The 14,860-nt window shown below is 68.3% G+C and carries 11 protein-coding genes; 9 read left to right on the forward strand and 2 right to left on the reverse strand.

What is annotated here, in order from left to right; all coding sequences use genetic code 11:
- Positions 1–123 precede the first annotated feature (123 nt).
- Entirely contained in the window at positions 124–1,077 is a 954-nt protein-coding gene (locus ACZ53K_RS09245; RefSeq protein WP_468833262.1) for a hypothetical protein, read from the forward strand.
- A gap of 142 nt (positions 1,078–1,219) precedes the next feature.
- Here the strand turns inward: ACZ53K_RS09245 and ACZ53K_RS09250 are convergent, their stop codons facing one another.
- Both ACZ53K_RS09250 and ACZ53K_RS09255 read right to left on the reverse strand, forming a co-directional pair.
- Positions 1,220–1,957, reverse strand: a complete 738-nt coding sequence (locus ACZ53K_RS09250) for a hypothetical protein (RefSeq protein WP_468833264.1) — start codon at positions 1,955–1,957, stop codon at positions 1,220–1,222.
- On the reverse strand, positions 1,954–2,481 hold the full coding sequence (locus tag ACZ53K_RS09255; RefSeq protein WP_468833267.1) for an RNA polymerase sigma factor: 528 nt from the start codon (positions 2,479–2,481) through the stop codon (positions 1,954–1,956). The genes ACZ53K_RS09250 and ACZ53K_RS09255 overlap by 4 nt, the downstream gene beginning before the upstream one ends.
- 829 nt (positions 2,482–3,310) lie before the next feature.
- Here ACZ53K_RS09255 and ACZ53K_RS09260 point away from each other — a divergent pair.
- The 8 genes from ACZ53K_RS09260 (at position 3,311) to ACZ53K_RS09295 (ending at position 14,304) form a co-directional block, all read left to right on the forward strand.
- Positions 3,311–3,817, forward strand: a complete 507-nt coding sequence (locus ACZ53K_RS09260) for a phage tail tube protein (protein WP_398477421.1) — start codon at positions 3,311–3,313, stop codon at positions 3,815–3,817.
- A gap of 104 nt (positions 3,818–3,921) precedes the next feature.
- Positions 3,922–4,506 (forward strand): hypothetical protein, encoded by a 585-nt coding sequence (locus ACZ53K_RS09265; protein ID WP_468833269.1) that lies wholly within the window; start codon positions 3,922–3,924, stop codon positions 4,504–4,506.
- Positions 4,452–4,850 (forward strand): hypothetical protein, encoded by a 399-nt coding sequence (locus ACZ53K_RS09270; protein ID WP_468833271.1) that lies wholly within the window; start codon positions 4,452–4,454, stop codon positions 4,848–4,850. Before ACZ53K_RS09265 ends, ACZ53K_RS09270 begins: the two co-directional genes overlap by 55 nt.
- Before the next feature lie 72 nt (positions 4,851–4,922).
- Positions 4,923–9,872, forward strand: coding sequence for a phage tail tape measure protein (locus tag ACZ53K_RS09275; protein ID WP_468833274.1), 4,950 nt, complete (start codon positions 4,923–4,925; stop codon positions 9,870–9,872).
- Positions 9,869–10,756: a hypothetical protein gene (locus ACZ53K_RS09280; protein ID WP_468833276.1), complete on the forward strand. Its 888-nt coding sequence runs from the start codon at positions 9,869–9,871 to the stop codon at positions 10,754–10,756. Before ACZ53K_RS09275 ends, ACZ53K_RS09280 begins: the two co-directional genes overlap by 4 nt.
- Before the next feature lie 19 nt (positions 10,757–10,775).
- On the forward strand, positions 10,776–11,708 hold the full coding sequence (locus tag ACZ53K_RS09285; protein WP_468833278.1) for a hypothetical protein: 933 nt from the start codon (positions 10,776–10,778) through the stop codon (positions 11,706–11,708).
- Positions 11,705–12,796, forward strand: coding sequence for a hypothetical protein (locus ACZ53K_RS09290; protein WP_468833279.1), 1,092 nt, complete (start codon positions 11,705–11,707; stop codon positions 12,794–12,796). Before ACZ53K_RS09285 ends, ACZ53K_RS09290 begins: the two co-directional genes overlap by 4 nt.
- Positions 12,797–12,822: 26 nt before the next feature.
- Complete coding sequence (locus tag ACZ53K_RS09295) at positions 12,823–14,304, forward strand: hypothetical protein (protein WP_468833281.1); 1,482 nt, start codon at positions 12,823–12,825, stop codon at positions 14,302–14,304.
- The last annotated feature ends 556 nt before the right edge of the window (positions 14,305–14,860 follow it).

Here is a 14,860-nt window from a genome sequence, read left to right on the forward strand (position 1 = left end):
TCCTCATCTGTCTACCAGCAAGTTTGTGCTCTGACGAGCGGCATGTCGACCTGTGACTTCCCGGATGCCGCGGGAACCCAAAGGGGAGTGCAACTAAGCAGGCACTTGATACACACTTACCGCATGAACGTCAGAGATAGCGTCATCGGGGCGAAGGCGCGCCTGATCAACCCTCTACAGGAATCACTGGCACGGGAGGATGCCCTCGAAACAGCAAAGGACAACGACACCAAAGGAACCCTACAACTGGCAGCTACGGCCACCACGCTGACTGGTCTGCTGTTGTACGCAGTCATCTACCTTGCGCACTTTCGCTTCTACGCAGTTTTCGGCTTAACTCCATCTCAAGTCGGTGTAGATAAGGCAGAAGTGCTGAACCGGGCACTCTTGGGCCTCGCCGTAGTGGCGACCTTGTTTATCGTCGGTTCGTTCGGGTTGCTAATTCCGAGCGCGCTTTTCATCTCCGTATCCCGGCGAAGTTTCGCATCCCCTCGCCAACTGGCCTCAGAATTTTGCCGACTGTTGACAGTTCGATGGTTTCGTACTACTACTCTCGCCGCGATAAGTGGACCCGCTCTGTTTCTCTCCCTATCTGGTGAGCACGTATTTCCGATCTCCCGTGACGAGTTGATTTCGTCTTGCTTGTTCGGTTTTCTGACGGCAGCGGCGCTACTGCACATGCTTCCTAGAGGACGCAAGGGAGCGGTGGGACAATTCGTATGCTGCGGCCTGGTTCTTTCGCTTTCGTTAGGCCTCTGGGTCAGCGGCAAGGCATCTGTCCAAGCGAGACGGACCGCGAAGACTGGCGAGGTTAGCTCCTCGGTCCAGATGCTCGGAATCCAGCTACAGTACGCAGAGACGCACTTCGTGAAGGGGGCAGGAGAACCCATTTCGACCGACTTCCCTGCTCTGTATCTCGGAGAGCAAGGGGGAGTCTATAGCTTATTCGACTGCACCACTAAGAAAACGATCAGGGTGCCAACCACTCAGGTACGGCTGGACTTGACTGGCACTGCAGAATCCCTTGTGCGTCAGGCTTGCTTGTTGGCACCGACGCCGCGGTCGACCATGCCATAAGTGGAAACCAGCCGACATGTGCCGCCGAAGAGGCCAGCGATCTGGGAGGCTGCTGCCTCACATCGCGGAGTCAGCCCTACCTCTCATCGAAGGCCCCGCATTGGAGGCTGCGGGGCCTTCGGGCAGTGCCGCGTGCCCGCAATTACAGGGACACTAGTTCTCTGGGTAGGTCGGCGGTGGGCAGCATGATGGCGGGCGAGCTTGAGTTTGGGATAGAAGCTGCGCGTACGTTGGTTTGTACGCAATTGCTCAGACGTCGGGTATCCGCGGTGATGGTGCTGTTCTTCTTTGGCTGAGGCCAATGCCGTGCGGGATCGAAGGCCAGGTCACGAATGTAGCGGGTCCAGGTACTTAGCTGTCGTTTCTCACCGTTGGCGCTAGAGTGCAGCACCATGCAGTAGGCAGCCAAGCCGTCCTCGGCTCCGGAGGCGAATCGCCACCAGAACAGAGCGTGGTCAGCCCGGTCGGCTAGATACAGGAGGCAGGCGAATACACGCGCTCCACGAGGGTCGAAATCGTTGAGGAACCGCTCTAGAAGCGACTTCACCTCGGGGACGGTAACAGCATCTTCACACAGCCGCTGCAGCTCCCATTCGCTGTGGACTGGGGGGCGAAGGGTTGAGGGACCGTTGCCGCGTCCCGGCCGGCTCGGGGTGGGCCGGGAGGGAGCAGGGCGGGGCGGCTGCGGCGCCTTTGTGTGTCGCTGTCGCTTCGGCTGCTGCTGTTCGGTAGCAATGCGCTGACCCAACTTGGCGACGAACGCTTCCATGTCCCAGGCGTCCAATTCGCGCTGCACCATGGTGCGTTCCGCATCCATGAGGGCTTCGATGCTCGGCGTGTGCTGCGTATTTTCGGATCCAGTGACGTCTTCGATGCTCATCGGGTCCCTCCCTCGTCCCGCGTGTCCTTGTGGGAGCGGGTGTCTCGGTTGTCTCCGTGGCACAAACGGCGCTTTCCGTGGTGGGCGTTGACTCGGGCGTTGCCCACCGAGATTCCCAACTTCGCGGCGATGTCCTCGTACGACTCGTTGAGGAAGTAGCGCGACACTACGCACTCGGCTGCTCTCGGCGATGTGCGCTGTAGCTCTCCCAGGGCAGACAGCAGTTCGGTCCGGGCTTCGAGCCAGGCGAAGGCATCATCACTGTCGATCTGGTCGTCTTCAAGGGGACATTCGGTGACTGGCCGACGCATGATCGCTCGCAGCCGGTCCTTGAGGGTGTCCTTGAAGATCTTGTAAGCCATGGCGTACGGGTTACGACTGCTCAACACCCGGGGCCACGCCTTGTAGATGGCCATGAAGGCATCGGAGGCGGCTTCCTCGGCGTCCTCGCGGCTGCGCAGCACGCGATAGGCGGCACCGTAGTAGACCCTGCCCTGGCTGCGGACCAGTGCCTCGAAGTCCACCGGCATCGAGGTAGGTGCCTGCGGTCGTGGCTGACGGTGGTGGCCGTATTCCGGAGTAGGCGTCACTGGGCCTCCTTCCAAGGCGGGAGGAGGGTGATAGCGATCAGATACACCTGCCGTCCCGGCGCAACGATGGGGCTGCGCGCGTGTCCAGGCGGGCGCTGAAGCTCCTGGGTGAGACGGGTGCAGTGTCGCTGTGCGGGGTGTGCGCGGTGACGCAGCAACAGGTGAGTCAGGACGTCGAAGACGACCACTGTCATCCGCGCCGCACCGGCCCTTGCCAATGCATCCGCGGGCATGCGGTCATTCACCGGGTGAATCCTTCCAAAATGGCCGGAAAGCTCCGAAGTTCTCGGAGCGAGCGCACAGTTGCGCTCACCCTCACTGCCGTATCGGACCTCTCAAGAATTAAGCCGATGACCGCAAGTTTCTGCGAAATGGCCACAAGCGATCACCCTCAGCCCATGACCAGTCTCTTTGCGCCTTGCACCTCGCGAAAAAGATCAACGGTGGGCATCTTTCGTTCAAGACTTAATAACCAGCAACCGCCCCACACGCCTTCGCACCGAGGCCAGCCGAGTGCCGGTCAGGCTCCCCGCACCGATCGCAGCCGATCAACGCCATCACTGGTGACGGTATGGTGACCGACGTGCGGTAGTTCGGGCTTGGCACCTAGCCGGGGCCCTGAGCTCGCATCCTCACCGCGGAGGCCCCGCGCGGACGCCCACCCGGTTCTTCGGGATGGGTCGGTTCCCCGACACGACGTCGAGGGGCGGGGCCATCCCACCACCGCTTGTTTGGCTGCCGTCCCGGAATCGGACAGCAAGCCTTGCAGGTCAAGAAGTACAGCCGCCGGGGCGTCACCCGTGTTCTGTGGCTGGAGAAGGTCGCCGACAGCGGCAACGTGCCCACACGCCCGGAGCTGAAGGCCGGCACGGACCTGACGAACGCCATCGCCTCCATCGACGGGTGGACGCTCGCCAACCAGCCCATCGAAACGCCAGACCTGGGCAGCACGTTCGAGAGCAGCATCCCGGGCAGCGACAAGGCCGACGACTCCTCGCTGGGCTTCTACGAGGACAAGGTCAGCGACGAGATCGAGCAGCTGCTCACCAAGGACGCAACGGGCTGGGTGGTGTTCCTGCGCAAGGGCGACGTGCCCGGCAACCGGTCCATGGACGTCTTCCCCGTCCGAATCGGATCCCGGTCGCCGAACTACTCGACCGACAACGAGGCCGCGAAGTTCACCGTGTCGTTCTCGATCACGGAGAAGCCGACGCAGGACGCCGAGGTCCCGGCCGCCGATACCCCGTCGCCGCCGAAGTTCGACAAGTAACCCGGCCCCTCCCCGCTCCCGGCCGGGTGCGCACGCAGCGGCGCCCCACCCCTTCTTCGGCGCCAGCCCGCGGCCCGGCCGGGCCTGTTCTCCTGGAGTCCTCCATGCCCGGCACCTCCCCCTCCCCCACTCCCCCGCCCGCTGAGGCGGTTGTCCGTGACGCTCACTGGGCGCACAAGCTCGCCCGGCTCCGCGCCCGGCAGCTTCCCGAGTACACGCTGCGACTGTGTGACGACCTGGCCGCGAAGAAACGTTTCGATCAGGCGAAGCTGGAGGTCGCGCGGCTGCGCATGGCCGAAGCCGAGACGGGCGCCGACCCGGCCGAGGTCGCGCGTGCCGATGTGGAGCTGAAGGACGCGAAGACCGCGTACGAGGCGGCGTCGCTGTCGCTGACGTTCCGCGCCCTGCCGCGTCCGGTGCTGGACGGGCTGATCCGGCGGTGCCCGCCGACGGAGGAGCAGGCGGAAGACGGGGACGCCTGGAACCCCGAGACGTTCCCCGCCGCCCTGGTTTCCGCCGCCCACATCGAGCGGGACGAGTCCGGAGCGGCGGTCGAGGGCCTGTCCGAGGAGGACGCCCAGGAACTGCTGGACGCCTGGCCGGCGGGTGAGGCGAACGCGCTGTTCGCGGCGGCGTGGCAGGCCCAGCAGATCAGCCGAGCCAGTACGGAGGAGCTGGGAAAAGACTGATCGCGGACGCGCAGCTTCGGGCGGAGCTGGAGCTGTGCGACCGCTACCGCATCCCCCATTCGTTCTTCCTCGGGGCCGGGGACGGCCGCTGGTCGCAGACGGATCGGGCCAAGGCGCTGGCGTTCGAGGCGTACCGGCGCAGCGTGTGTGAACAGTGCGGCACCCGGGCCGCGGAGTGGGACGAGGAGCAGGGCGGTGACCGGTACGCGTACGTGACCACCACGGTGCGGTGCGTGGGCTGTGAGCTGATCGCCACGGAGCAGGACCAGGTGCCGGACGGCCCCGACGGCTACGGGGTGCGCATCGGTCTGGTGCCACGCGAACAGCACCACCACCAGAAGTAGCAGTACCCCTTGGCGGCGTTGGGGCGCCGCCAAGGGTGAAGGGCAGGGCGCGGGGAGTTAGGGCACCGCCCGGTGTCGAACTACACGCTCAGCGTGCAGATGCGCGCTGATGCGGCGCATCTGCTCTCGCAGGTGCGCCAGGCGTCCCGCGCGATGCGGGACCTGCGGCGCGACACCGACGCCCTGCGCAGCGGCCTGAACCGCATCGACGGCGGCAGCCGGGCCGCTGCCGCCGGCCTGCGGTCGGTGGGCCGCTCCTCCCACGAGGCCGGGGCCGGGCTGCGGCGGGTCGGCGCGGACGGGCACGCGTCGATGAGCCGCCTGCGGCACGGCGTGCTCTCCGCCCGGCAGGAGCTGCACCACCTGCGCGGCCTCGTCGTCGGCGGCGGCATCGTCGCCGGGCTGGCGGAGATCGCCAAGGAGGGCAACGAGTACCAGCGGTCCATCAACAAGTGGGGCGCAGTCACCGGCGCCTCCGGGACTGAGATGGTCCAGGCCGCGGCCAAGGCCCGCGAACTCGGTGCGGACCTGACGCTGCCGGGCACGTCGGCGTTCAAAGCCGCGGAGGCGATGCTGGAGCTGGCCAAGGCCGGTCAGACCTCCACCTCATCGATGGCCAACGCGCGCGCCGCGATGCAGCTCGCCGCGGCAGACAATCTGTCCGCGGCCGACGCCGCCCGCTACCTGGGTGACGTGATGGACCAGTTCGGTCTGTCATCGAACAACGCCGGACGGGCCGCCGACGTTCTCGCCGCGTCGGCGAACGCCGCCTCGGGCGGGCTGCAGGACATCTACTACGCGATGTCCTACACCGGCCCCGTCGCCGCGCAGCTGGGCATCTCAATCGAGGACTGCTCGGCGGCGGTGGCGATGCTGGCCCGCTCGGGCATCCTCGGCTCCAAAGCAGGAACGTCCCTGCGCGGAATGCTCACCAACCTCGCCAAGCCGACCGCGGCCGCGAAGCGGGGCCTGGCCGAGCTGAACATCGAAGCGTGGGACTCCCAGGGCAACTTCAAGGGCCTGCGCACGGTAATCGAGGGCCTGGAGAAGGCCCAGCACCGCATGTCTCAGAAGGACTTCCTCGCCGCGGCGTCCGCGGTGGTGGGCAAGCCGGCGCTGGCCGGTGCGGCAGCCCTCGCCCACCAGGGGGCTGCGTCCTTCGACCAGATGCACACGGCCATCGCCCGTACGGGTGCGGCCGGGGAGATCGCCGCGTCGCAGACCAAGGGCCTGTCGGGTGCGGTCAGCCAGCTCAAGACACAGTGGTCCAACACCGGCCAGGTCCTCTACACGGCGGCGGCGCCTGGACTGGAGAAGGTCACCCGGCTGCTGACGGCCGGGCTCGGCGCCGCCACCCCGCACATCGCATCCGGGCTCGACTACCTGCACGACCTGTACACCCTGGCCCGGTCCGGGCTGGCCAAGGCCGCCTCCGACGAGATCGACGACCTGACGGACTCGTTCTCCGGGCTCGGCAAGCCGCTCAAGGACCTCGCCCTCGACACGGTCGCCGCCGGCCTGAACATCCTGGTCAACGTCGGCCGTGCGGGCCTGCGGGTGCTGCACAACATCGGCGAGGCCGCCTCCCCCGTCGCCGAGGCCATCAGCGACGTGGCGAGCGAGGCGGGCGGCGGAGCCTCGGCGCTGGACATGGTCGTCACCGCCGCGAACCTGGCCAGCCGCGGCTTCGGGGGGCTGTCCGGCGTACTGGTGCCCATCGGACATGTCATCGCCGCGCTGGTGCACGGCTTCTCGGCGCTGCCGGGCCCGGTGCAGACCGCGATCGCCGCGATGCTGCTGGCCCGCCGGGTGACGCCGATGATGCAGAACCTGGCCCGCACCGTGACCGGCCCGGTGGTCGGGGCGTTCCGGTCGGCCGGGGCGCAGATGCGCGAGCAGCAGCAGCTCGCCGCCGCGGGCGGCCGGGAGATCGGCCGCATGGGTGCGGCGTTCGCCGTGCTGGAGAACCGGGTGCCGGTCGTGGGCCGGATGGCGTCGGCGTTCCGCTCCGCCAACGGACCTGCTTCCGGTCTGGCCCGGTCGATCGGGGCTGGACTCGGCGGGGCGGCGCGCGGCCTGATGGGGGCGCTGGGCGGGCCGTTCGGTGTGGCGATCGCCGGTGCCGGGGTGGGGCTGTCGATGCTGGCCGACCGGCAGCAGCAGGCCGCGCAGGAAGCCGCCGAGCACCAGCAGCGCATCAGCACGCTCACGCAGGCGCTGCGGGAGTCCAACGGGGCGATCACCGACAGCGTGCGGGCGACGGCCGCGCAGTCAGTCATGGACACCAAGGTGTTCGACGGCAAGAGCCGCCTGGTCGACGTGATGCGCGGCGCCGGGGTGAGCGTGCGACAGCTCACCGACGCCTACCTCGGGCAGAACGGCGGACTGGAGGCGCTGGAGCGCAGCCTGCGGCTGACCGCCAGCGCCAACAGCGACATGCAGTACACCGCCTCGGGTGCGTTTCGCACGTACTCGGAGAAGGGGCAGGCCGCCTACGACGCGGCCAAGGCGCTCGGTTCTGTCAAGGGCGAGATGAGCCAGGCCGCCAAGGATGCGCGGGACCTGGCGGATGCGACCGGGCGTAGCGGTTCGGGGGCGAGCGCGGCGCTGGGCCCGTTCGGGAAGTTCTCCGACGCGATGCGGCGTCTGTCCGACACCACGTCGGACGCCGACAGTCGGGCCCGCGCCCTGCACGACGCCCTCAACGTTCTGGCCGGCGGGTCGGTGAACCTGTCGGCCGCCCAGGCGCGGCTGAACAAGGCCGTCTCGGACGCGAAGGACTCGCTCAAGGGCGGCGTGGACGAGGCGGACGGCTACCGCGATGCGCTGCTGAACGTCGACGGGTCGCTGTCCACGGTCACTCGCAACGGCCAGAAGCTCTACGACACCCTCCAGGGCCTGTCCACCAATTCCGCCGACGCGGCCCAGGCCGCGTACGAGTTCGCGCAGTCGCAGGGCAAGAGCGTCCCGGAGTCGCTGAAGGCCGCGCAGGCGGAGATGGCCAAGGCCCGCGCCTCGGCGATCGCCACCGCCGAGGGCTACGGGCTGACCGCCGAGCAGGCCGCGAAGCTCGCGGACGCGGCGGGCCTGGTGCCCGCCAACGTGTCCATCCTGCTGCAGACCGCAGGCATGGAGCCGGTGATGGCGCAGCTCTTGGCCGTCCAGCAGACGCTGAAGGCCACCCCGGATCAGAAGACGATCACCGTCTCCAGCCTGGACAACGAGGCCCGGGAGAAGCTGACCAGCCTCGGCTTCAAGATCAAGGACCTCAAGGACCGCACGGTCCAGGTGACCGCGCCGACCGATACCGCGCGCAGCAGCCTGGATGCGCTGATCAGCAAGCTCGCCGCGACCCCCGGCGCGAAGCACGTCACCGTCTCCTCCTCGACGCAGGCGACGATCACGAGCCTGGATGCGGTCCGGCAGGCGGTCGCGGGTGTGCCGGGCGGCAAGACGGTCACGGTCGCCGCGCCGACCGGGGAGGCACGTGCGCAGCTCGAAGCCCTCGGCTTCAAGGTCACCGACGTGCCCGGCAGCAAGACCGTCACGATCACGGTGCCCACCGGCCCGGCCACCTCCAACGTGTCCGCGATCCAGCAGGCGATCAACAACCTCAGCGGGCGCACCATCACCAATTACGTCCAGACCCGCTACATCGGCCCGTCAGTCAACGGTGTGCCGCTGGTGAAGCAAGCCAGTGGCGGCCTCGTCACCTACGCCGACGGCGGTACACACGAGAACCACGTCGCGCAGATCGCCAAGGGCGGCGAATGGCGGATATGGGCGGAGGACGAGACTTTCGGAGAGGCGTACATCCCTTTTGCGTCCTCCAAGCGGGCCCGGTCGAAGACGATCTTGGAGCAGGTGGCCAACCGCTTCGGCGGCACCGTCACCTACCACGCGGCCGGCGGGCTGTCGGACTGGTCGTACCAGCCGGTGGGCAGCAGCGGCCTGACCGTCTCCGACGTGGTGTCGAAGTCGCAGCGCAAGGACAAGCACGGCGACGAGCACTTCGACCTCGCCCTGTTCGAGCGCAACCTGCACTCTTCCGTACGCACCGCGCAGACATGGCGCAGTGACCTGGCGACGGTGGCGCGGCGCGCGGGGTCGGAGGTGGCCAAGGCGCTGGAGGACATGGGCGAGGACGGTATCGCCCTGACCAAGAAGATGGCCCGCGGCTCCGACCGGTACATCAACGACATGGCGGCGCAGCTTCGGCAGCTCGCCGGGGCGGCGCGGTCGTCGCTGGCCGACTACACCGGCCAGCTCGCGGGCGCGGTCCAGGACGCCACCGCCTTTCAGAACAACCTGGCCCGCCTGGCAGGAAGCGGCTACGGCGACCTGGCCACCCGTCTGGCACAGCAGGGCGACGCCAATGCCGAAGCACTCGCCGCCCAGGCCGTCAAGGACAGCACCAAGGCCCGGCAGGCGAACCAGGCCGCCAAGGACGCGACGAAGGTCCTCGACGGCGACCAGCTCACCGACCTCGTGAAGATCATCAGCTCTCTGGCGAAGGGCCGCGGTCTTCACGCGGTCGCCGAGCTGGCGGGGCTGGAGGAGGACCGGCTGATCGAGGTCGCCAACCTCTCCACGAACCAGATCCGCGGCACCGGCAAGGCGGACCGCTTCCTCTCCGATTTGGTGAAGGCGAACGCTGGGCGGGCGTACGCGGACGGCGGCATGTGGGCGCCGGGCATCTACTCCTCGCCGTCGCCGAACGGGCTGATCAAGTTCGCGGAGCGGTCCACCGGCGGGGAGTCCTACATCCCGCACGCGGCTGCCAAACGCGGCCGGGCGACGGCGGTGCTGGCACGAACCGCTGACCGGTTCGGCTACGACCTGGCGCCGCGCCGCCTGGTGGACGCCGCCGCCGGCCGCGCCCGCGTCGTAATCGTGCACCAGGCACCGGCGATAGGCAGCCAGACCATCCACGTGCGCCAGAGCCCGGCGTCGGCGAACGACATCGCCGACGTGGTCGCGTACCAGATGCGCCGGGCCAAGCGCGGAGGTGCCCTGCGATGAGCACCCCGTTGAAGGACTGGCAGCTGGAGTTCGGCGGCGTCGTGATCGGTCACGGTACGCCCGTGCCGGTCGCGGAGATTGAAGGGCTCGGCCGTGCCGGAGTGCGCGGTGAACCGGTTCCCCGGCCCGGCGCTGACGGGGCCTGGCCGTCCCCGGACTTCTACGAGCCGCGCACGGTCCGCATCGACTGCGCGGTCAAGACGCCCGGCGATCCGGCCGCCGCACGGCAGATCGTCGCCGGCCTGCAGCGCGCGGCCGACGACCCGCGGCTTCGCCTCAGCGGCGGTGCGGTGATGCCGCTACGCATCAAGTGGCCCGGCTCTCCGGTCCGCGTGCTGTTCGGACGGCTGGCCAAGCTCGACCCGACCTGGGCGGACGCGGCCCATGGCTGGGTGCCGCTCGACGTGGAGTTCACGGCCACCGACCCGCGCTACTACGCCGACACCGAACAGCAGGCCGCGCTGCGGCTCGGATGGCTGTCCGGCGGTGGCTTCGCCGCCCCCGTACAGGCCCCCATCAAGGTCACCAGTGGTACGGCGTCCGGGCAAAACCGGCCTGGCTGGGTCACCAACGACGGCGACCTGGAGTCGCACCCGGTGCTCACGGTGCATGGGCCGTGCGCCAACCCCGCCATCACACATGTCGAAACCGGGCGGATGCTCCGGCTGCCGGTGGTGCTCGGCGCCGGCCAGTGGGTGCGGGTGGACACCCGGCCCGGCCAGGCCATGGCCGTGCGCGACGACGGCGGCACCGTCGCCATCCCTGACCGGCTGGACACCTTCAGCCTGCCGCCCGGTCGCTCCGAAATCCGCTGGACCGCCGCCGACCCGACCGCCACTGCCCGCCTGACCGTCGCCTGGCGCGACTCCTTCATAGCTCTCTGAACAAGGACACGTACGACCGATGACGCTCGCCCAGGCCCCGCTGCTCGTCGACGGCGCCACGCACTCCGCCCAGACCTTCCGCATGATGATCCGTGACCTGTCCCGGGGCGGAGAAGGCATCACCGAAGCCGCCGACCTGAAGGTCACCCCGCTACCGGTGCCGGGCGCCGGAGTGCAGATCGCAGACGGCTCGGCCGTCATCCGCGGCCAGGCCAACGCCTGGCAGGGCTCCTACACCGCCTACAACATCGGCACTGCCACCATCCCCATCGCCCCGACCGGTGCCACGCCGCGCTCGGACCTGATCGTGCTGCGCATCACCGACCCCGAGTACGAGGGCGGACTCGCCCCGGCGAAGGAGGCCATCAACGCCTTCGACGTGATCCCCAACGTCTCCCCCGCCGCCACGGCCCCGCCGCCCGGAGTGACCGGCATCGCGCTCGCCCGTCTCGACATACCGGCCTCCACCGGAACCATCACCGCCGGCATGATCCGGGACCTGCGCAACGTCGCCAACCCTCGGCGTGAACGGTCGCTGCGCACCTCCTACCCGCACACCATGACCAAGGCGTGGCAGGACGACAACGAGTGGCACACCTGGCCGCCCGAGGCCCAGTGGAAGATCGACGTACCGCCGTGGGCGACCAGGGTCATCATCGTGCTCACGCTCGCCGGGCTGCGCATGGACTTCGACAACGTCTACGGCGTCGTACGCCTCGTCCTCGGTGATCAGCCCAGTGAGGGCACCGTCGTCGACGACGACCAGGGCACGGGCGTGCGCCGCACGACCGCCGTCATCGCCGACACCCTGGCGGTCCCGGCCGAATACCGCGGAACCACGCAACAGCTCTATCTCGAAGCGCGCATGGCCATGAGCGTGAAGGGTGACCTGTCGGTCGATGAGGGCACGTCCATCGTCTGCGATGTGGAGTTCACCGAGGGCCCGGTGTGAGCTACCGCTACCTGACCCAGCACGCCCTGACCGGCCAGTGGCTCACCCAGCACCTCCCCCTGACCGACGTCGAGTTCGGTGAAGAACTCAACGGACCCGGTCACCTGCGGGGCTCCCTCAAGCCGCACCTGGCCACCCTGATTCCCGAGTTCGCCGACCCCGGCACAGTCGTGATCTACGCCGAGAGCGACGGCTTCCTGCGCTGGGGCGGGCTCGTGTGGCAGGCCGTGCCCGAGGGCGATGAACTGAAGATCGAAGCCGCCGGATGGACCTCGTACCTTCAGCACCGTCACGACCTCGACGGGGAACTCGGCGGCCGAGGCCCGTACGTCCACGGGGATCCGTGCCGCATCATCCGGGACGTCGTCGCCTACGCGCAGTCCGTTCCCGACGGGGACCTCGGCATCACCGTCGATCCGATCGACTCGAAGGGGACCGTGGGCACGCCGGCCGAGCCATGGCATTCCCGCTGGTGGGAGACCCCGGTTCTCGGCGACCAGATCGATGACCTGGTGAAGGCGCCGGACTCCCCCGACTATGCGTGCACTACCTGGTGGGGCGCCGACGGCCGGCCGGTGCGCCGGATCCGGCTCGGCTACCCCCGCCTCGGCGCCCGCCGTCGCGACCTGATGTTCGCCAGCGGGCTGAACATCATCGACCGCACGCCCATCACCTACAGCGCCGACGAATGCGCCCAGGTCGTCATAGCCACCGGCAGCGGCGAAGGCCGAGCTCAGCAGCGCGCCATTGACGCTGTCCGCAACGGCCGCCTGCGCCTTGAGCATGTCCTCGAACTGCCGGACGTGCGCGGCGCGGGCGTCCTCGCTCAACGCGCCAAAGCCGAACGTGCCTGGCGCCAGCGGATGGGCGATGTCGAACAGATCACCGTCCGCAACCACCCCGCTGCCTCCTTCGGGGCCTGGCAGGTGGGGGACGACGTGCAGGTCACCATCCGAGACCAGTGGGGCGACTGGTCCGGCTGGTGCCGCATCACCGGCTGGACCCTGCACCCCGACACCAGCGCCGGCGAAACCGCGATCCTCGACTTGCGCCGCGCCGACACCTTCCACTACGCCACCGCCGCCTGATCTCCCCCGTACAAGGAGAACCTGCTATGCCTGCCGACCTCGGCGCCCGCATCACCCAGCTGGAGCGAATGCTGCGCTCCGTCATCCGATCTCCGCGCCTGACCAACGCCTCAATCGAAGGCGGCGCCGTCCAGGTCTACGACGAACATGGCTCCCTGCGCGCCCTGGTGGGCCAGCAGCCCGACGGCACCAGTGGCGTCACCGTCGTCAACGGCCCCCCACCTCCTACCCCGGCCCCGCCGACCGTTGCCCCTGCGCTGGCCGCGCTGACCGTCACGTGGGACGGCGCGTTCACCGACGGGGTAGCCGCCCCACTGGACTTCGCCCGCGTCGAAGTGCACGTCGGCCCTGATGCTCGTTTCGAGCCGTCGCAAGGCACCCTGCGCGATACCATCGAAACCGCCCAGGGTGGCAGCGTCACCGTGCCCCTCCCCTACACCACGTGGTGGGTCAAGCTGCGGGCACGCACCTTGGCCGGGGTAGCCGGACCCACCTCGGTGGCTGTCGAGGGCACACCGCGGAAGGCCGCGGCTGTCGACATCCAGGCGGGAGCGGTCACTGCGGACACCCTCGCGGCCGACGCCATCACCGGCAAGCACATCGTTGGCGGAAAGATCGACGGAGCCCTGGTAACCGGCAGCACCGTCCGCACCGGCGACAGCGGCGACCGCATCGTCGTCACCCCCACCCCGCCTGCACCGCTGGAACAGGTCCCCTCCGTACTGCTGCACTCCGCTTCCGACCTCGAAAAGGCCCCCGGCACGCTGCGGGCCAGCACCAAGGCGGACGGCACGGCCTTCCCGACCGTGGAACTCACTGCCCCGGCAGTGCAAACCGACTGGTGGAACCTGCCTGACACCTCCGCCCTGCAGTTGCGCTCCCCGCAGCTCAACGAGCGCGACGGTGCATTCACGCTGACCACCTCGACGAGCCTGGACCGTAAGCAGGGCAAGGCCACCGTCTATGGCGCGGGGAGCATCGGCCCAACCGATAGGGCACTACTCCGAATTTCAGTCCTAGATGGCCCCGAGGCCCCCGGCAACGACAATGGCCTGCCCGCCCGCACTTTCGTCGAGTCCAGCGGCGCCCAGTTCACCATCCGCACGGCTTCCACCAGCGGAGACACTACCGTCACGATGGACCCGAACGGGATAGCCGTGGAGGGTTGGATCACTCGGCCGGCCACCGACTGGCGCCTCATCGACCTCTCGCCAGGCATCACGCCGGGTTCCGAAGCACCCGAAGTGCGGGTGTCCGCCACCGGAACCATCGAAATGGCCGGCTACGTCAACCTGGCCGACTCCACCGTGCGCAGCGGACAGCAGATCGGCACCCTCCCAAACGGCTACCGGCCCAAGACGACCAAGCGCCTCATCGTCGCTTCCACCGCCAACGGCACCATCGTCCGCATGGACGTCAACCCCGATGGCGCCATGAGGCTCTACCCCATCATCGGCAACCGAGCCACCTGGATCGGCTTCGACAGCGTCACCTGCCGCGCCAACTGAGAGGTGTTTTCCTGATTCTCTGCTCAGCTAGAGGCCGTTCACCGTAGGCTCGCCACTGTGTGACAGCACGCGCTGCCTCCGTTCACTCGCGCACCCGGGCATCGGGTCCGGGACGAACATCGGAGGTGGGCATGCGTCGCCGCTTAGGGAACCTGGTCAACCGGCTGGGCCGACGTGAACTGGCGCTGATCGTCATCGGAGCACTCGCCTCCGCTGTGGCGGCCAAGCTCGTCGACACCCTGCTGTAGCTGGCGAACCTGGTGTTTGGACCACACCAGGTTCGCCAGCCGCTCAGCGGGTCGGCCAGCGTTCCAACTCGGGAGGGCGCTCCGGCGCCCTCCCGAGCCTGCTCGCCATTGTGTGGATGTCAAGTCTGGCTTCGCACCGCACCTGGAGGTGCTCCGCCAAGGTCGAGCCTGTCACACCTCCCGTGTCGGCGAAGCGACATTGACAACATTCGGCATATGCCCGAAAGCCGTATGATCACGTTGCCCTGCTAATGCGCCGACTCTTGTCATATGCCACGGCTTCCAGGCGCACGCCGCCGCTGACCAGT

This window comes from Streptomyces sp. NPDC033221 (genome assembly GCF_055577005.1).

Bases quoted from the DNA above. Each gene is read 5' to 3' on its own strand.
- ACZ53K_RS09245 (WP_468833262.1), top strand. From the start codon at position 124: ATGAACGTCAGAGATAGCGTCATCGGGGCGAAGGCGCGCCTGATCAAC.
- ACZ53K_RS09250 (WP_468833264.1), bottom strand. From the start codon at position 1,957: ATGAGCATCGAAGACGTCACTGGATCCGAAAATACGCAGCACACGCCG.
- ACZ53K_RS09265 (WP_468833269.1), top strand. From the start codon at position 3,922: ATGCCCGGCACCTCCCCCTCCCCCACTCCCCCGCCCGCTGAGGCGGTT.
- ACZ53K_RS09280 (WP_468833276.1), top strand. From the start codon at position 9,869: ATGAGCACCCCGTTGAAGGACTGGCAGCTGGAGTTCGGCGGCGTCGTG.
- ACZ53K_RS09285 (WP_468833278.1), top strand. From the start codon at position 10,776: ATGACGCTCGCCCAGGCCCCGCTGCTCGTCGACGGCGCCACGCACTCC.
- ACZ53K_RS09295 (WP_468833281.1), top strand. From the start codon at position 12,823: ATGCCTGCCGACCTCGGCGCCCGCATCACCCAGCTGGAGCGAATGCTG.